This window comes from Litorivita pollutaquae, assembly GCF_003205515.1.
Taxonomy (GTDB): Bacteria; Pseudomonadota; Alphaproteobacteria; order Rhodobacterales; family Rhodobacteraceae; genus Litorivita; species Litorivita pollutaquae.
The window spans coordinates 130,199-147,147 of the sequence record NZ_KZ826481.1 but is presented as its reverse complement, the minus strand read 5'-3'; the positions used below and the strand labels follow the sequence as shown (position 1 = coordinate 147,147).

The 16,949-nt window shown below is 58.2% G+C and carries 16 protein-coding genes; 5 read left to right on the top strand and 11 right to left on the bottom strand.

Annotated elements, in window-relative coordinates; all coding sequences use genetic code 11:
- Window positions 1–58: 58 nt before the first annotated feature.
- Complete coding sequence (gene coaD / locus DI396_RS00675) at window positions 59–553, top strand: pantetheine-phosphate adenylyltransferase (RefSeq protein WP_110794253.1); 495 nt, start codon at window positions 59–61, stop codon at window positions 551–553.
- A 61-nt stretch (window positions 554–614) separates the two neighbouring features.
- Here coaD and DI396_RS00670 read toward each other — a convergent pair whose 3' ends face one another.
- The 3 genes from DI396_RS00670 to gap all read right to left on the bottom strand — a co-directional run bounded on the left by DI396_RS00670 (window position 615) and on the right by gap (window position 2,906).
- Window positions 615–1,598 (bottom strand): alpha/beta fold hydrolase, encoded by a 984-nt coding sequence (locus DI396_RS00670; protein ID WP_162617115.1) that lies wholly within the window; start codon window positions 1,596–1,598, stop codon window positions 615–617.
- 83 nt (window positions 1,599–1,681) lie between these two features.
- On the bottom strand, window positions 1,682–1,825 hold the full coding sequence (locus tag DI396_RS16530) for a hypothetical protein (protein ID WP_204362765.1): 144 nt from the start codon (window positions 1,823–1,825) through the stop codon (window positions 1,682–1,684).
- A 79-nt stretch (window positions 1,826–1,904) separates the two neighbouring features.
- The gene (gene gap / locus DI396_RS00665) at window positions 1,905–2,906 is read right to left on the bottom strand and encodes a type I glyceraldehyde-3-phosphate dehydrogenase (protein ID WP_110794251.1); all 1,002 of its coding nucleotides are present in this window, start codon (window positions 2,904–2,906) and stop codon (window positions 1,905–1,907) included.
- A gap of 329 nt (window positions 2,907–3,235) precedes the next feature.
- Here gap and DI396_RS00660 point away from each other — a divergent pair, with 329 nt between their 5' ends.
- Entirely contained in the window at window positions 3,236–3,580 is a 345-nt protein-coding gene (locus tag DI396_RS00660) for a DMT family transporter (RefSeq protein ID WP_110794250.1), read from the top strand.
- A gap of 86 nt (window positions 3,581–3,666) precedes the next feature.
- Here the strand turns inward: DI396_RS00660 and DI396_RS00655 are convergent, their stop codons facing one another.
- From DI396_RS00655 to tkt, 3 genes are all read right to left on the bottom strand, one after another.
- Complete coding sequence (locus DI396_RS00655; RefSeq protein WP_110794249.1) at window positions 3,667–4,086, bottom strand: DUF7282 domain-containing protein; 420 nt, start codon at window positions 4,084–4,086, stop codon at window positions 3,667–3,669.
- Between the two features lie 127 nt (window positions 4,087–4,213).
- Window positions 4,214–4,930 (bottom strand): DUF2161 domain-containing phosphodiesterase, encoded by a 717-nt coding sequence (locus DI396_RS00650; RefSeq protein ID WP_110794248.1) that lies wholly within the window; start codon window positions 4,928–4,930, stop codon window positions 4,214–4,216.
- Between the two features lie 106 nt (window positions 4,931–5,036).
- Window positions 5,037–7,052, bottom strand: a complete 2,016-nt coding sequence (gene tkt / locus DI396_RS00645) for a transketolase (RefSeq protein WP_110794247.1) — start codon at window positions 7,050–7,052, stop codon at window positions 5,037–5,039.
- Between the two features lie 344 nt (window positions 7,053–7,396).
- Between tkt and DI396_RS00640 the strand changes: the two genes are divergently transcribed.
- Window positions 7,397–7,936 (top strand): hypothetical protein, encoded by a 540-nt coding sequence (locus tag DI396_RS00640; RefSeq protein ID WP_110794246.1) that lies wholly within the window; start codon window positions 7,397–7,399, stop codon window positions 7,934–7,936.
- Window positions 7,936–8,331, top strand: a complete 396-nt coding sequence (locus DI396_RS00635) for a cell division protein ZapA (protein WP_110794245.1) — start codon at window positions 7,936–7,938, stop codon at window positions 8,329–8,331. The genes DI396_RS00640 and DI396_RS00635 overlap by 1 nt, the downstream gene beginning before the upstream one ends.
- A gap of 126 nt (window positions 8,332–8,457) precedes the next feature.
- Here the strand turns inward: DI396_RS00635 and grxD are convergent, their stop codons facing one another.
- The 5 genes from grxD to DI396_RS00610 form a co-directional block, all read right to left on the bottom strand.
- Window positions 8,458–8,820 carry a Grx4 family monothiol glutaredoxin gene (gene grxD, locus DI396_RS00630; protein ID WP_110794244.1) on the bottom strand — a complete coding sequence of 121 codons (363 nt, stop codon included), beginning with the start codon at window positions 8,818–8,820 and terminating at the stop codon, window positions 8,458–8,460.
- Window positions 8,821–8,958: 138 nt separating this feature from the next.
- Window positions 8,959–9,195 carry a BolA/IbaG family iron-sulfur metabolism protein gene (locus tag DI396_RS00625; protein ID WP_110794243.1) on the bottom strand — a complete coding sequence of 79 codons (237 nt, stop codon included), beginning with the start codon at window positions 9,193–9,195 and terminating at the stop codon, window positions 8,959–8,961.
- Between the two features lie 88 nt (window positions 9,196–9,283).
- Entirely contained in the window at window positions 9,284–9,748 is a 465-nt protein-coding gene (locus DI396_RS00620; protein WP_110794242.1) for a hypothetical protein, read from the bottom strand.
- Window positions 9,749–9,843: 95 nt separating this feature from the next.
- The gene (purL, locus tag DI396_RS00615) at window positions 9,844–12,006 is read right to left on the bottom strand and encodes a phosphoribosylformylglycinamidine synthase subunit PurL (protein WP_110794241.1); all 2,163 of its coding nucleotides are present in this window, start codon (window positions 12,004–12,006) and stop codon (window positions 9,844–9,846) included.
- Window positions 12,007–12,316: 310 nt separating this feature from the next.
- On the bottom strand, window positions 12,317–13,213 hold the full coding sequence (locus DI396_RS00610) for a LysR family transcriptional regulator (RefSeq protein WP_110794240.1): 897 nt from the start codon (window positions 13,211–13,213) through the stop codon (window positions 12,317–12,319).
- A gap of 284 nt (window positions 13,214–13,497) precedes the next feature.
- Here DI396_RS00610 and DI396_RS00605 point away from each other — a divergent pair, with 284 nt between their 5' ends.
- Complete coding sequence (locus DI396_RS00605; protein ID WP_110794239.1) at window positions 13,498–16,923, top strand: indolepyruvate ferredoxin oxidoreductase family protein; 3,426 nt, start codon at window positions 13,498–13,500, stop codon at window positions 16,921–16,923.
- Window positions 16,924–16,949: the final 26 nt, after the last annotated feature.

The following is a 16,949-nucleotide window of genomic DNA, read 5'->3' as shown; positions in this document are numbered from 1 at the left end:
TTGCATTCTTTCGCGCAATAATGTTGCGTGAAGCCACCTTTCCTATGGGAGTGCTTCTATGCGCATCGGCCTTTATCCTGGCACATTCGATCCGATAACCAACGGACATATTGACATTATTTCCCGCGCGGCGGCTTTGGTCGACCGTTTGGTCATTGGCGTTGCGATCAACCGCGACAAAGGCCCGCTTTTCAGCCTTGAAGAGCGCGTGACAATGATCCAGCCGGTGATTGCGGAAATTGCCGAACGGACCGGCACCGAAATCGTCGCCCATCCTTTTGAAAACCTATTGATCCATTGCGCCCATGATGTGGGTGCGAATGTGATTGTGCGCGGGCTGCGGGCTGTTGCGGATTTCGAATATGAATTTCAGATGGTCGGCATGAACCGTGCCCTCGACAGCTCGGTCGAAACCGTCTTTCTCATGGCCGAAGCCCGACATCAAGCGATTGCCTCGAAGCTGGTCAAAGAAATTGCGCGGCTCGACGGTGATGTGAGCAAATTCGTTCCTGCGGCTGTGCGTGATAAATTGTTGGAAAAGCTCGAAAAATAGCTGTGATCTGACCTGTGGCTTGTCGGTCCGCCTGGGATCGAGCGGGCGTTTGCGCCATGCATTATCTATCTGTCGACTGGTTTGCGCCGGTCGGCACCGTCGTTAAGGCATCGATTTTACGCACGAAATCCGCACAGGCTTCGGGATAGACCGTGGGTAACATATGGCCCGCGCCCTCTATCAGATCGAGCGAGAAATGCGGGTGCATTGCACAAAGGTGAACCCCGTGCTCGGTATGGTCCAAAACCCGATCTGCGGTGCCAAAAAGCAGAGCGACCGGTACTTTGATCTCGTCATATCGGGCCTCCATTTCGGGGAGGTCATCTTGCACATGCTGAAAATCGCGGCAGGTGTTGCGAAAACAGACCGGACGCAGCCCCAAAAGACCGCCGTTGCGCGTGTATTCTTCGGGCACCGCATCGGGGCCAAAGATCAAATCCATGGTTTTGGCGCTGTTTTTCACGCTGGCAGGGGCGGCCAAAGTTTCTGATACCAGCCATCGCAGTGCGCGGTTTTTAATGCCAAGCGCTTTGAACGCTTCCGGCGCGCTGTCAACCGCGCGGGTCACTGGTGCCAGTAGGGCGAGGCCACGGGTTTTTTGCGGATGATCCAGCGCCAAGGCCAGCGCCGTACCTCCGCCCAAGGAATGCCCGACGACCAAAGGTTTCCCAAGCCCTAAAACATCAATCACCTCAACAGCATAATCAGCCTGTGCGCGCAGGTTTGCGGCCATATCTTCGGGGCGCTCGGAATAGCCCATGCCCGGGCGATCCATCGCCACCACGCGATAATCTTTGGCCAATGCATCAATCATACCCAGATCAAAATTCCCCTGCTGACCGCCCAGCCCGTGAATGAGCAAAATTGAAGGGCCCGTGCCGCGTTCGACATAGTGCAGTTGGCCGGTTGAAATCGTCACGGTTTTGCCCTGCATCGGATTGATGGCGCGCACCTTGATCATCAAGGCATGGGTTTGCCGTGCGCCGTTCAGAACAAACAGGGCGGCCACACCCACGAGCGAGAGAGTAATCCAGAAAACGGTCACATTTTTACTCCTTGGCGGGTAATGAGGGCGCAGTGTAGATCAGTACTAGGACTTGCGGGGCGATTGAGGCCACGGCGCGTACCCTAGCGCCAGAAGGCCAGCCATTCGATGAGATCGGCCAGCTTGCGCAGCAAGAACAGCGTATTGAACCCATCGGCCAAAAAATGGTCCAACGCGATCAAGCCAAGGATCGACAGGCCAAGCCCGATAGCGATTTTATTGGTCATGGATCTGCCGCACGCGCATAAACAAGAAGGCCTCCAAGGGGTTACCCGAGGAGGCCTTGCAAATCAAGTGAGGCTTCATTTAGATCAGGCGGCCCATCGCTGCGGCGACATCGGCCATGCGGCACGAGAACCCCCATTCGTTGTCGTACCATGCCAGAACCCGCACCAAACGTTTTCCGGTGACCTTGGTTTGGTCGGGGGCAAAGATCGAGCTTTGCTCGGTGTGACAGAAATCGATCGACACCTTGGGTTCGGGATCATAACCCAAAACCGCGCCCATATGACCGGCGGCGGCTTCGCGCACCACCTCGTTGACGTCACCGGCTGTAACATCCTTGGCGGCGATAAAGGTCAGGTCCACGGCCGAAACATTCGGGGTCGGCACGCGGATCGATGTGCCGTCCAGTTTACCGGCCAATTCGGGCAGAACCTCGCCGAGCGCCTTGGCGGCACCGGTCGAGGTCGGGATCATCGACATGGCGGCGGCGCGGGCACGATAAAGATCGTTATGGCGACGGTCGAGCGTCGGTTGATCGCCGGTATAGCTGTGAATCGTGGTCATGATGCCGCTTTCGATGCCAATCGCATCGTTGAGCACCTTGGCCAGAGGCGCGAGGCAATTGGTGGTGCAAGACCCGTTCGACACCATATTGTCATTGGCCGCCAAATCGCGGTGGTTCACACCGTAGACGATGGTTTTATCGACGTTTTTCCCGGGGGCGGAGAGCAGAACCTTTTTGGCACCGCGCTCGAAATGTTTGTTTGCTTTCAGGCCATCGTTGAAGTTGCCGGTGCATTCCATGACCACGTCGCACCCCGACCAATCCAATTCGTCCATGTCGTAGGTGGAAAACATTTGCATCGGACCGCGACCCAAATCCATCGTGCCTTCGCCGATCTTGATGTCGTGTCCGAAGCGGCCATGCACGCTGTCGTAGCGCATCAGATGCGCGGCGGTTTCCAGCGGGCCAGTGGCGTTCACTTTGACCACTTGCACGTCGTTGCGCCCGCTTTGGGCGATATGGGCGAGGGTGCAGCGGCCAATGCGGCCAAATCCGTTGATACCGACGGTGATGGTCATGCGGTGGTCTCCTGATCGGGTTTGGGGTTGGCGGTGATATAGGTGGCCCGCCCTGGTTGCGAAAGCAGTCTTTCACGTTTTTTCATTATTTTCCATTGTGTTAGCGTTAACTGTGGCCTGTTAGCGACCAACATCTTTGCCCGCGTTCTGGCGTTCCACAAGAATGTTAGCGGGGTTGCGCTAACATCGGTGCAGCCCGTCTTTTACCAACGGAAGGCGGCCGCATTTAAGAATCGGTTAATCGCTGCGGATCCTGCGCAATGATTGACAGAGCCGCATGGCGCAGCGACAACCAGACCAGACCAGACTTCCAGACCTAGGACCCCGCTATGACCCTCGCCCTTCCGGCCTATATTGCCCTCAGCATTGCGATTTTTCTCGAAGTGGTCGGCACCACATTACTGCAACAAAGTCAGCAGTTCACCCGCGCCGTTCCGACGGTGTTGATGGCGCTGTGTTATGGCGGGATGTTCTACTTCATGTCGCTGGCGCTGCGCAGCATGCCGCTTGGCATCGTTTATGCGATCTGGAGCGGCATGGGGATCGTCCTCGTCGCTCTTATGGGACTCATAGTTTTCAAGCAAACCCTTGATATCGCCGCGATCATAGGAATGGCAATGATCCTTGGCGGGGTAGCTGTGATCCACTTGTTTTCGGCCTCCGTCGCCCATTGAACACGAATGGCCCGCAGCGATGCTGCGGGCCAAACGAAGCGCGATCAAGCTGATGCGCGATGATCCACATGTTTGTGGTTCACATATTATTGGGTCACTGTGACCGTGGTCATCACCGGCATTTCGTTAATCACCAATGGCACGTCCTTGCTGGATCCCAGCGTGTATTCGAACACGTTCTGTTCCAGGCCGCCGTCCTCGGTATGGATCATCAACATCAATTCTTCCCCCGGCACGGTTTCCATGAGGAGCTGGGTCGAGACGGCCATGTTGTCGCCCGCATCGAGTTTCGAATGGCCGATCACGGGGCCGGGCTTGCCGTCATCGACGCGGTGAATGACCAACCATCCGTCGACAGGTGTCACGACTTTATCGGCCCGAACCGTGCCGTTCCCGGCGAGGCTTTGATTGCCCGCTTCGATCATTGCTGCGCCCATGTGGGCATCGGCAAATGCACCTGTAGCGGCGGTGGCAGCGGCGGCGAGAGTCATTGTAAACGTCTTCATAATAGGTCTCCTTAGTCTGAACCAGCGGTCTTGCTGGCCTTCGAGGAGACAACACCCCGTCATCGACATAAGTTTCTTCACGGGAGCGTGATTTCACCTAAGTGTTTGATATAATGTCATTATAATCCTAATTATCTTGAGGGTTAGCCGCAGATCCCCGAGGCGACAGGCCATAGATGCCGCGGCTGACCCTCTCGAACCAACCGTAATGATTATCCGCCATGATTTTTTGCGCCCGCGCGATGCCAGTGGCCTTGGCGAGATCGGCGGCTTTCATCGGGCCACACTGTGCCAGATGCACTTGCAGCCGCATCGCATCTTGCCGGTAGGCGGTCATGATCCCCCGGCGCACTTGCCCGCCGGTGTTGGGGTCGCCCTCCAGTTTGGCAAATTCCTTGAGCAACCTCGTCTGCTTGGGTTTTGAAATGCGGGGCTGATACGGGCCGGGATCAAGGTGGATTTGCGTATGCCCGTCGCGCAAACGGACCGTGATCAGCCCAAGCCCAAGCCGACGGCACAGTTTGAGATTGCTTTTCAGCGCACCCAAAAATTGCTTCGTGCCCAAATAGGGCACTGCGATATAAACGTGATCTGTGACGGCTTGGCGGTCAATGCCTTGGTGGAAGAGGGTTAGCGAGAATCCGGTCTTGAGTTCGACGATCACCGGCGGATCATCCCCGCGCATGGCCATGACATCCACCGCGCCGATCTCTCCTTTGACCTCATATCCCTGGCCCTCGAGCAAGGATTTAACCGGCGCATAAAGATCTTCCTCGCGCGGTTTGGCTGGGTTGGCAGGTCTGGCGGGGCCGGTGTTGGCTTTGATCGGGGTCTTGCGGCTCATGGGGGCATAGTAACGCCCCGATCTACGGGGGAACAGCGCCAAAGAAAAAGGCCCCGCCGGAGCGGAGCCTTTGCGTCATATGTGACCTGTGCGGATCGGGCGGGGGTTAAAGCAACCCTTTGGCCGTTGCCGCGACATTTTCCGCCGTGATGCCGAATTTTTCGTAAAGCTGGTCCGCAGGGGCAGAGGCGCCAAAGCTGTCCATGCCGACGAAACCGGCTTTGGCATATTTGCCGCGCTCGCCGCAGAGCCATTGATCCCAACCAAACCGCGTGGCGGCCTCGACTGCGACCCGCACCGCACCGCCGGGAAGAACCCGTTTGCGATAGGCTTCGTCTTGCGCGGCAAAAAGCTCCCAGCAGGGCATCGAAACGACCCGCGTGCCGATGCCTTCGGCCTGCAATTTATCGCGCGCGGCCATGGCGATCTCGACCTCGGATCCGGTGGCCAACAAAATCACCTGACGTTTGCCTTCGGCATCGGCCAAAACATAGGCGCCCTGTGCGGTCAGGTTTTTGACCTTGTGCTCGGTGCGCAACGTCGGCAGACTTTGCCGTGTGAGCGACAAAACGGATGGTGTTTCCTTGGCGGTCAATGCAATTTCCCATGCTTCGGCGGTTTCGACCGTATCGCAAGGGCGGAACACATAGGTGTTCGGCGTGGCGCGGCTGATCGCGAGATGTTCGACCGGTTGGTGTGTCGGGCCGTCTTCGCCAAGGCCGATGCTGTCGTGGGTCATCACGAAAACCGTCGGGATTTTGCTCAATGCGGCAAGGCGCATCGCGGGGCGCGCATAATCGGTAAAGCACATGAACGTGCCGCCATAGGGCCGCAGGCCCCCATGCAACGCCATACCGTTCATCGCCGCCGCCATACCGTGTTCGCGGATGCCCCAATAGACGTAGCGGCCTTCGCGGTTTTCGGGGTCAAACACGCCAAGATCGCCGGTCTTGGTGTTGTTTGATCCGGTCAAATCCGCCGATCCGCCGACGGTTTCGCTCATCACCGGATTGATGACTTCAAGCACCATTTCCGACGATTTGCGCGTTGCAACCTTTGGCGCCTCATCCGAAATCTGCTTTTTCAACGCCTTGATCGTGGCCGATAGTTTTTTCGGCGCGTCGCCGGCATAGACGCGGTCGAATTCGGCCTGCTTGCGTTCGGAAATCGAGGCAAACCGTGCCTCCCAATCGGTGCGGTCCGCCGCGCCGCGTGCGCCGATGGCTTCCCATTGCGCTTTGATCTCGGCGGGCACCTCGAAGGGGCCTGCGGTCCATCCATAAAGCGCCTTGGTATCGGCGATCAATTTGGGATCGGTCAGCGCGCCGTGGCCTTTGGATGTATCCTGCGCCGAGGAGCCCAATGCGATATGGGTCTTGCAGGCGATCATCGAGGGTTTGCCGGCCTTTTTGGCGGCGATGATCGCGGCGTCGATTTCGGCGGGGTTATGCCCGTCGATCTCTTGCACATGCCAACCGGAGGCTTTGAAACGCTGCACCTGATTGGTGCGGTCCGACAATTCGACGGTGCCGTCGATGGTGATGTTGTTGTTGTCCCAAAAGACGATCAATTTCGACAGTTCGTGCCGCCCCGCAAGGCCCAAGGCCTCTTGGCTGATGCCTTCCATCAGGCAGCCGTCGCCAGCGATCACGTAAGTGTGGTGATCGACGATTTTCTTACCATATTGAGCGCGCTGCATTTCTTCGGCCATGGCAAAGCCCACGGCGGTCGAGATGCCTTGGCCAAGCGGGCCGGTTGTGACCTCTACGCCGTCGAGCAAGAAATTCTCGGGGTGACCGGCGGTTTTTGCGCCCATCTGGCGGAAGTTCTTGATTTCGTCCAAGGTCACCTGTTCGTATCCGGTCAGGTGGAGCAGCGCATAAATCAGCATCGAGCCATGACCCGCCGACAAAATAAACCGGTCACGATCCGGCCACAGCGGGTTTTTCGCATCAAACTTCAGGTGCTTTTCAAACAGAACCGTTGCCACATCGGCCATGCCCATCGGCATGCCGGAATGGCCGGAATTGGCGGCGGCAATCGCATCAAGGGTCAAGGCGCGGATCGCGGCAGCCTTCATCCAGTGGTCGGGGTTCGCAGAGCGCAGAGCAGCAATGTCCAAGGGGCAAGTCCTTTTAAGTGGCGTGAGCGTTAACAATGGCTCTTAGCATCCCCCCCGCGAAGATCAAGCGCGCCGTCTAACCCATTGGCGTAAAAGGGGCGGCGAAAGCTAGACCCGAGGCCCAACCTGCCGCAGAATGGGCGTAACGAAGCGATTCGCGCCAAAATCGGGCCAGGCCCACAGCGGCAGATGGCTTCTGGCTGGGGGGCGGCGGCGCGGCTGCCTCTTGCAAAGACGGTGCGGCTTGGGCCGTGATCCGCAATGAATAGCCGCCCGAGGGGATGCGGGCGAGACGGGTTGGAAACGGCCCCAAATGGCCAATACGGGCAGAACAGGTGAATGACATGAGTCAGATCGAAGAGCTACACCGCCGGATCACCGCAGCGTTGGAGCGGATCGGCACGGGAGTGGAGGGATTGAACGTCGCCGCGCCTGTTGCTGAACCGGATACCGGTGAAGTAGAGGCGTTGCGCCAACAGCTTGAAGACGAGAAGCTGGTCAATGCGCAGTTGCAAGAACGGCTTAAATCTCTGCATGAGAAACAAGAACGTGCAGGAGAGGCCGCAGCAGAGGTGCAGGGGCAGCAGCGGGCGCAGATGGAGCAACTCGACAGCGAGCTGCAACGGTTGCGCAAGGTCAATGCGATGTTGCGTGACAACAATCAGGCCCTGCGTGACGCCAATCAGGCCGGGGTTGCAGAGCCGCATTTGATCAACAAATCCATGCTCGGCGAATTGGAAGCCCTGCGCGCCGCCCGCGCGGCCGATAGCGCAGAGGTGGCGGCGATTTTGGGTCAACTGGAGCCCTTGATCGCCGGAGCCATCGTCGCGCCGGATCTGGGCGAAGCCATTGAACGCGCGACAGAATTTGGAGAGGACGCCTAATGCCAGAAGTGGAAATTCAAATCGGTGGCCGCCTGTTCGAAGTGGCCTGTCAAGAGGGCGAGGAGCATTACCTGATCTCCGCCTCGCGTATTTTGGACGCAGAGGCAACGACGCTTGGTCAACAAATCGGCCGCCTGCCGGAACCGCGCATGTTATTGATGTCCGGCTTGATGCTGGCGGATAAAACTGCGGGGCTAGAGGATCAATTGCGCGCGGCGCAGGATCTGTTGGCCGAACGCGATGCGGAACTGGCACAGCTGCGCGCCGCGCCCGCACCGGCGCCCGAACGCATCGAAGTGCCGGTGGTGCCGCAAGAGGTGACCGATACATTGGCCGAAATAGCCGCCCGTGCTGAATCCTTGGCCGCCTCTGTCGAGGAACGCGCCGCGTCCTGATCCGCGCCGCGCCCGCCCGCACCTACGGGGTCGTCGCGCCAGTGCGAATAACCGGTCACGCGGATGCAAATAAAAACGGGGCCGGCAACAGTGCCAGCCCCGTTTTATATTGTGAACGCGTCGGGATTAACCGTTGGCTTCGCGGATTTTATCCGCCGCTTCCTTATCAAATCCAACGCCTTCGGTTTCGAACAATGTGTCCAATTCGCCGGACAAGGTCATTTCGGTAATGATGTCGCATCCGCCGACGAATTCGCCTTTGACATAAAGCTGTGGGATGGTGGGCCAGTCGGAGTAATCTTTGATACCCTGACGGAGCGCCTCATCGGCCAGAACATTCACATCGGAAAATTCCACACCCATGAAGTTCAAAACACCTGCGACGCGGCTGGAAAATCCGCATTGCGGCATCTCTTTGGTGCCCTTCATGAACAGCACCACATCATTGGCTTTCACGGTTTCGCTAATCTGGGTTTTTGCGTCTGTCATTGTCTTGCTCCATAGATTCGAGGCGGCGGCGTTCGGCCCTGATATAAGGCATCAGCGCGCCATATGTGATGATCCCGACCAGTGCCAAAGCAAATAGAACCGGCCAGATGTCGTTTAAAAAGGACAAAATCCCCTGCATTATTCCGGTGCTTTGGTGGTCAGCGCCAACGCGTGTAACGCGCCCGCAGGGCCGTCCATCCGACCTTTGAGCGCGGCGTAAACTGCGCGTTGTTGTTGCACACGGTTCTTCCCGCGAAAGCTCTCGTCTATGACCTCGGCGGCGAAATGTTGACCGTCGTCGCCAAACACATTGATTTTGGCGTCGGGAAAGCTCTCGCGGATGAGGCTTTCAATTTCGGCGGCGGTAATGGCCATGGGCGGTCTCCTTTTGCAGTCTTCCAAGATGTAGGCGGCGCGGCGGACCGGCGCAAGAGGGGGTTTGCCTATGTAAAGCGCGCTGCGCCTACTTACGCAGCCCCGCCGCCGCTGGCCGCAGCGTTTGTAAAAAATCCCCAACTGCGGCGGGCAGCGGGCCGGTTTCGATTTCCCCAAGTGCGGCGGCATCGGTCAAGGCCGGAGCAATCCGAAAGAGCAGGTTTTGGCGCATCGCCTCTTGGGGCGCGCTCAACGGTAGCGCTGCGGCGCTGGTGAGCAATTGGCGCATGCTTTGCACTTGTCGCATTTGGCGCAGCGCGTCGATCATCGGGCGCAGCAAGGCAGGATGGTCCTGCCAGCTTTTCGCGTCAAAGATATCGCGGCTAACCCGTTGTCCCGCGCCAAGGCAATCAAAGGCGACGCATCCCGAAAATCCGTCTTTTGTCAGTGTGTTGTGGATGGTGCAGCGGTGATCAATATCAAGGTTCGGGCAGGGCACGCCTGCCTCTTTGTCGATGGCAAAGGCATCGCCCGCATCAAAGGACAACGCCATACAGCACAGCCCTGCGCATTGGGCGCAGTCGGGCTGAAAGTCATCATCCGCAGCAGGGGCGTGCGCAGGGCGTTGCATCCGCGCGCCCTGCGGCCTCAACCGTTGACCGCGTCGCTAAACGCGCTGCGGAACAGCGTGCTCAACTCGGCCAACGGGGCCTCGGAAGCGCCGAATTTGACGCTGTCAGAGGTGAATTTCCCCACCGTTTCAATCGGCACACCGGCCTGACCGGCGGCGAGCATCAAGGCTTCGGCTTGGTCGAAGTTGCAGGCGATCAAGTAACGTCCTTGGTCCTCCCCGAACAAAACCGCCGTGTCGTCGCTGTTCAGATGCACGCCAACGCCGGCCTTTTCGGCCATCTCGAAAGCCGCCAAAGCAAGGCCGCCGTCCGAGATATCGGTGCAGGATTTGATCATCGCGTGGTTGGCGCGGATGAATGTGCCGTTGCGCTTTTCGGCGTCCAGATCCACATGTGGCGCATCGCCGTCGATGCGGTTGAACACTTCGGCCAACAAGGCAGATTGCCCCAAATGTGTGCCGCTTTCACCGACGAGCAAGGCCACATGACCGTCGCGCGCCTCGCCCAAAATGGCCTCATCTGCGTGGGCGACAATGCCCACCGCGCCAATGGTCGGGGTGGGCAGGATGCCCGATCCGTCGGTCTCATTATAAAGCGAGACGTTGCCCGATACGATGGGCATGTCCAAGGCCGCCACGGCTTCGCCTATGCCTTTGATCGCAAAAACAAATTGCCCCATGATTTCGGGTTTTTCGGGGTTGCCGAAGTTCAGGTTGTCCGTCGTTGCCAAAGGCGTCGCGCCAACGGCACAGAGGTTGCGATAGGCTTCGGCCACCGCCTGTTTGCCGCCTTCGAACGGGTTGGCTTTGACATAGCGCGGCGTCACATCCGAGGTGAAGGCCAGAAGTTTATCGGTGCCATGCACACGGATCATGCCTGCGCCGATGCTGGGGGTGCGGGCGGTGTCGGCCATGACCATCGTGTCATATTGCGCATAAACCCATTCTTTCGACGCGTAATTGGGCGAGGAAATCAAACCGCGCAGCCCGTCGATAGCGTCGATTTGCGGCACATCGGCCAAGGCCTCGGGCGCGGCGGGGGCGCTATAGGGCCGGTCATATTCGGGCGCATTGCCGGACAAGGCTTTGAGCGGCAGATCGGCTTTGCATTCGCCGTTGTGCATGATGAGGAACCGGTCTTCGGCGATGGTTTCGCCAACGATGGCAAAATCGAGATCCCATTTGTCGAATACTGCTTTGGCCACGGCTTCTTTTTCGGGGCGCAGAACCATCAACATGCGTTCCTGGCTCTCCGACAGCATCATCTCGTAAGCGGTCATGTTTTCTTCGCGGCATGGGACTTTTTCAAGGTCGAGACGCACGCCAAGATCGCCCTTGTCGCCCATTTCCACAGCAGAGCAGGTCAAGCCCGCCGCGCCCATATCCTGAATCGAGATCACCGCGCCGGTTTGCATCAGCTCCAATGTCGCTTCCATCAAGCGTTTTTCGGTGAAAGGGTCGCCGACTTGAACGGTGGGGCGTTTTTCTTCGATGGTATCATCGAATTCCGCCGAAGCCATCGTCGCGCCGCCGACGCCATCGCGCCCGGTTTTCGCGCCAAGGTACACCACCGGCATGCCGATGCCCGAGGCCGCCGAGTAGAAAATCGCGTCCGTATCGGCGATGCCCGCCGCAAAAGCGTTCACAAGGCAGTTGCCGTTATAGGCGGGATCAAAGCGAACCTCGCCGCCGACGGTCGGCACGCCGAAACAGTTGCCATAACCGCCAACGCCTTCGACCACACCGTTGACCAATTGGCGGGTTTTCGGATGCGAGGTTTCGCCAAAGCTCAGCGAGTTCATCGCCGCCACCGGGCGGGCACCCATGGTGAAGACGTCGCGCAAAATCCCGCCCACGCCGGTGGCGGCGCCTTGGTAGGGTTCGATGTATGACGGGTGATTGTGGCTTTCCATTTTGAACACCACGCATTGGCCATCACCAATATCAACGATGCCGGCGTTTTCGCCGGGGCCGCAAATGACTTGCGGGCCTTCGGTGGGCAAGGTGCGCAGCCATTTTTTCGAGGATTTATAAGAGCAATGCTCGTTCCACATCGCCGAGAAAATGCCCAATTCGGTAAAGCTTGGCGTGCGGCCAATGATCTCGAGGATCAGCGCATATTCATCGGGGCTTAGCCCATGGGATGCGATCAGGTCTTCGGTGATGCTCGGATCTTGCATTGGCGGTGTCCCCTTAAGGCGTCGGCGCAGCATATCCCGCGCGCGCGTGGTAATTCTGGCGTCTCTTTAAGGGATGAAAGCCAAAGGGGGAAGGGGGTAGAGCATTGCGGCGCGGCGGGGCGGGGGACTCGCCAAAAAAAAGGCCGAGCTATAAGCTCGGCCGTAGTCCAACAGGGAGGTTGAAGGTGATAATCATCACCGTCCCGCTCGATTTAGGGAGATGGCGCGCGCCGTTCAAGGACCATAATGCCGCAGGTGCTGGATGGCCGCTATGCGTCCTGCGCATAGCGGTCCGCGAAACCTAGCTAACTCATTGTTCCCGAAGTTGTTTTCTATATGCTATGATCTCGTCCTGAACAAAGTCACGGAACGCGGCAATGCGTTTGGAATGGCGCAACTCCTCGGGGTAGGCGAGGAAAACCGGAACTTCGCTCGATTCGACCTCTGGCATGATCCGGATGAGGTCATGGAAATCCTGTGCCAGATAATCGGGCAAGACCCCGATGCCCAGATTGCTCAGAACACCTTGCATAACCCCGAAATAGTTATTTACCGTGAGCACAGAGGGAACATCATGGCCCATCAACTCTTGCACCAATGCTGCGCCTGCGCCGACCTGTGCCGAAGAAGGGTTTTGGCAAATCAACCGGTGCTCGGCCAAATTTTCGAGCGAGGGGGGCACGCTGCATCGTGCAAGATAGGTACGTGAGGCAAAGAGGCACATGCGTACACTCATAAGTCGTTTGCGGATCAAATCGGCCTGTGACGGTTCTTTCATGCGGATCGCGACATCGGCCTCGCGCATCGGCAAATTCAACACCCGTTCTTCAAGCATCAGGTCGATTTTGAGCTCGGGGTATTTATTATAAAGCGCCGACAGTCGCGGTACCAGCCACAGCGAGCCGAACCCTGTCGTTGTGGTCACGCGCAATTCTCCGAAGGCTTCTTCTTCGCTGTCGCGAATCCGCGCCGTGGCGGTGTCGAGCCGTTTGATCATCGCGCGGGTCGCATCAAACAACAATTCACCCTGTTCGGTGAGAATCAGTCCGCGCGCATGGCGATGGAAAAGCGTCGCGTTGAGCTGCTCTTCGAGGGCGCGCACCTGACGGCTGACCGCCGATTGAGACAAGTGCAACCGATCCCCCGCATGGGTCAAGCTACCGGCGTCCGCAACCGCGTGAAATATTCTAAGTTTATCCCAATCCATCCGCGCAACCTTTGTTCGACGGGTAACCGTATATACGAAATTTCATTCTAATGGGGCTTTAATCGTGGCTGTGAAGTGTTTGCAACGGATTAGGTGAAAAATACCCTTGTTAGGTCAAATGTTGTGACCTAATATCGGACTATACTTCATCAATAACCTAGTTGATGAGCGCGACCAACGGCGGATGCCGGAAAACCGGGCGCTATCGATATATACAAATGCTGTGCACACCCTGGAGGAGGGCGCACCGCAACATCAGCCAATCCAGCGAAGGGAGACGCGCTATGGGTAAGCAGACAGTATCTTTGAGGGACAAATTCGATCTTGAGAAAAGCCCTGTGCTGCTCAATGGCACGCAGGCTTTGGTGCGGCTGATGCTGATGCAAAAGGCGCGCGACCGGGCGGCGGGGCATAACACCGCCGGATATGTCACCGGCTATCGCGGATCGCCGCTCGGCGCGGTCGATTTGCAAATGCAACGGGCGGGCAAAGAATTGGCCGCTGCCGACATCCTCTTCGAAGAGGGACTGAACGAGGATCTTGCCGCCACCGCGATCTGGGGCGCGCAGCAGGCCGAACTTCGCGGGGATGGTAAATTCGATGGGGTTTTCGGCCTTTGGTATGGCAAAGGGCCGGGCGTGGACCGGTCCGGCGACGTCATGCGTCACGCCAATATGGCCGGCACCAGCCCCCTTGGCGGCGTGTTGATGGCCATGGGTGATGATCACACCGGCGAAAGCTCGACGGTGCTGCATCAATCCGAATTTGCGCTCATGGACGCCTATATGCCGATCGTCAGCCCCGCCGGCGTGCAGGAAATTCTTGATTACGGCATCTACGGCTGGGCGCTGAGCCGGTATTCCGGCCTGTGGGTTGGCCTGAAAACCATGAAAGACACGGTCGAGGCGACTGCGGTCGTCGACGGCGATCCGAACCGCATGCAGCTCGTCACCCCCTCTGATTTCACAATGCCTGCTGGCGGGGTCAATATCCGCATCGTTGACACGCCCACCGAACAAGAAGCACGGCTGATTGATTACAAACGCCATGCCGCCGAAGCCTTTGCCCACGCCAATAAAATTGACAAACGGGTTTGGGGCAAAGCCGGCGCGAAAATCGGCCTTGTCGCGGCGGGCAAGAACTGGCTGGATTTGATGCATGCGCTGTCCATGTTGGGCATCGACGAGGCAGAGGCCGAACGCCTTGGCATCACCACCTACAAGATCGGTCAGGTGTGGCCCCTGAACATGCGCGGTTTTCATGATTGGGCCGAGGGGCTCGATTTGATCATCGTGGTTGAAGAGAAACGCAAGCTCATCGAAGTGCAGGTGAAAGAGGCGATTTTCGACGACCGTCGTGGCCGCCGTGTTTACGGCTGGCGCAAGGGCGAGCGGCAGGACGAGGTGCTGTTTCCGGTGCAGGGCGCAATCGGGCCGATCCTGATTGCCGAAAAGCTTGGAGAAATCTTTATCGAAGAGGGCCGCGAGACCGATAGCGTCAAAGCCGGGCTTGTCAAAATCGCCGAGGCCAAGCGCGCCGATAACGCCCCCGAGCTGGCGGCGCGTTTGCCGTATTTCTGTTCGGGCTGTCCGCATAATACATCGACCAAAGTCCCCGACGGCAGCCGCGCCTATGCGGGCATCGGGTGCCATTATATGGTGCAATGGATGGAGCGCGACACCATGGGCAACACCCATATGGGCGCCGAAGGGGCCAATTGGATCGGCGAAGCCCCGTTTTCCAACACCAAACATGTGTTCCAAAACATGGGCGACGGCACCTATAACCATTCCGGTGTGCAGGCGATCCGCGCGGCTTTGGCTGCGGGCACCAACATCACCTATAAAATCTTGTTCAACGATGCCGTTGCCATGACCGGCGGACAAGCGAATGAGGGCGGGTTGACTGCCGATCGCATTGCCCATGAACTGGTGGCGATGGGGGTGCAAAATGTCGCGCTGGTCTATGATGAAAAGGAAGACGTCGACCTTGACCGTTTCCCGCGCGACGTCACCCGCCATGAGCGCGCCGATCTTGACGATGTGCAACGCAAGATGCGCGAATGCGAAGGTGTTTCGGTCATTGTTTATGTGCAAACCTGCGCCGCCGAAAAACGCCGCCGCCGCCGTCGCGGCACCTTCCCTGATCCGGACAAACGGGTGTTTATCAATACCGATGTCTGTGAGGGGTGCGGCGATTGCGGGGTGCAATCGAACTGTGTCTCGATCGTGCCCAAGGAAACCGAATTGGGCCGCAAGCGCGCGATTGATCAAAGCTCCTGCAACAAAGATTTCTCTTGCGTCAAAGGCTTCTGCCCCAGTTTTGTCACCTTAGAAGGGGCCACGCCGCGCAAAGGCGGACAAGGCAAAGGCGCGGCCAAACCTTTGGACCTGCCGGTTCTGCCCGAACCGACATTGCCCGAAATCCACGGCACCCATAACGTTGTGATCACCGGCGTCGGCGGCACCGGCGTCGTTACCATCGGCGCGGTTCTGGCCCAAGCGGCACAGATCGCGGGCAAAGGCGCCGGCATGATGGAAATGGCGGGCCTCGCGCAGAAAGGCGGCGCGGTGCATATCCATTGCCGTATCGCCAATACCCCCGCCGATATCAGCGCCATTCGCGTCGCCACGGGCGAATGTGATGCGCTGATCGGCGGCGATCTGGTCGTGTCGGCAGGCAGCAAAACCCTTGGCCTTACGGCGATGGGGCGCACCGGTGCGGTGGTCAATAATCACCAGATCATCACCGGCGATTTCACCCGCGATACAGAGTTCAAGTTGCCCGCCGAGCAATTGGAATTGGCGCTGACGGCGCGGATGAAAGACCGGGTGACATTGTTTGATGCCTCTGAACTGGCCCGCGCCACATTGGGCGATAGCATCTTTTCCAACATGATCATTTTCGGCGCGGCATGGCAGAAGGGTTTGATCCCTCTTGATAAATCCTCGATTGCCGAAGCGATCACCCTCAATGGTGCGGCGGTGGATCAAAACCTGCGGGCGTTTGAAGTGGGCCGCTGGGCCGTGGTGCATCCGCAAGCCGCCGAAAAAGTGATGCAGCCGACCGTTGTGGCGCTTCCGAAAACCTTGGATGAGCGGATCGAATATCGCCGCAAACATTTGATTGACTATCAGGGACGCGGATTGGCCAAACGGTATAAGAAATTCGTTGAAGCGGCGCCTGATGATCTGCGTGAAGCGGTGGCATTGGGCTATCATAAGCTCTTGTCCTATAAGGATGAATACGAGGTTGCACGGCTGTTGATCGATACCCGCAAAAAGGCCGAGGCAGAGTTTGAGGGGGCGTTCAAAATGACCTACCATCTTGCCCCGCCGGTTCTTGCCAAAGAGGGCACTGACGGGCGTCCGCAAAAGCGCAGCTTCGGTGCATGGATGCGGCGTCCTTTGTGGATTCTGGCGCATATGAAACGCCTGCGCGGCACGGCTTTGGATCCGTTCGGGCGCACGCAAGAGCGCAAAATGGAGCGGGCTTTGATTGCGCAATATGAGGCCGATATGAGGGCCTTGTTCGACACCTACAACCCCCGGATCAAGGAGCCCGCCGTGGCCTTGGCAGAACTGCCTTTGCAAATTCGGGGCTTCGGTCCGGTCAAACAGGCCAATGAAGCCAAAGCCGCCAAGCGCCGTGAGGAATTGTTGGCGGCGATCCGCAGTGGCGGATCGGAGCAGGCCAAAGCCGCCGAATAGGGCGCTAGGGGCGAGTGTGCCCCACG

Excerpts from the sequence above, each read along its gene's own strand:
- coaD (WP_110794253.1), top strand. The coding sequence starts at position 59 with ATGCGCATCGGCCTTTATCCTGGCACATTCGATCCGATAACCAACGGA.
- DI396_RS16530 (WP_204362765.1), bottom strand. The coding sequence starts at position 1,825 with ATGACCAATAAAATCGCTATCGGGCTTGGCCTGTCGATCCTTGGCTTG.
- gap (WP_110794251.1), bottom strand. The coding sequence starts at position 2,906 with ATGACCATCACCGTCGGTATCAACGGATTTGGCCGCATTGGCCGCTGC.
- DI396_RS00660 (WP_110794250.1), top strand. The coding sequence starts at position 3,236 with ATGACCCTCGCCCTTCCGGCCTATATTGCCCTCAGCATTGCGATTTTT.
- DI396_RS00655 (WP_110794249.1), bottom strand. The coding sequence starts at position 4,086 with ATGAAGACGTTTACAATGACTCTCGCCGCCGCTGCCACCGCCGCTACA.
- DI396_RS00650 (WP_110794248.1), bottom strand. The coding sequence starts at position 4,930 with ATGAGCCGCAAGACCCCGATCAAAGCCAACACCGGCCCCGCCAGACCT.
- DI396_RS00640 (WP_110794246.1), top strand. The coding sequence starts at position 7,397 with ATGAGTCAGATCGAAGAGCTACACCGCCGGATCACCGCAGCGTTGGAG.
- DI396_RS00635 (WP_110794245.1), top strand. The coding sequence starts at position 7,936 with ATGCCAGAAGTGGAAATTCAAATCGGTGGCCGCCTGTTCGAAGTGGCC.
- grxD (WP_110794244.1), bottom strand. The coding sequence starts at position 8,820 with ATGACAGACGCAAAAACCCAGATTAGCGAAACCGTGAAAGCCAATGAT.
- DI396_RS00625 (WP_110794243.1), bottom strand. The coding sequence starts at position 9,195 with ATGGCCATTACCGCCGCCGAAATTGAAAGCCTCATCCGCGAGAGCTTT.
- DI396_RS00620 (WP_110794242.1), bottom strand. The coding sequence starts at position 9,748 with ATGGCGTTGTCCTTTGATGCGGGCGATGCCTTTGCCATCGACAAAGAG.
- purL (WP_110794241.1), bottom strand. The coding sequence starts at position 12,006 with ATGCAAGATCCGAGCATCACCGAAGACCTGATCGCATCCCATGGGCTA.
- DI396_RS00610 (WP_110794240.1), bottom strand. The coding sequence starts at position 13,213 with ATGGATTGGGATAAACTTAGAATATTTCACGCGGTTGCGGACGCCGGT.
- DI396_RS00605 (WP_110794239.1), top strand. The coding sequence starts at position 13,498 with ATGGGTAAGCAGACAGTATCTTTGAGGGACAAATTCGATCTTGAGAAA.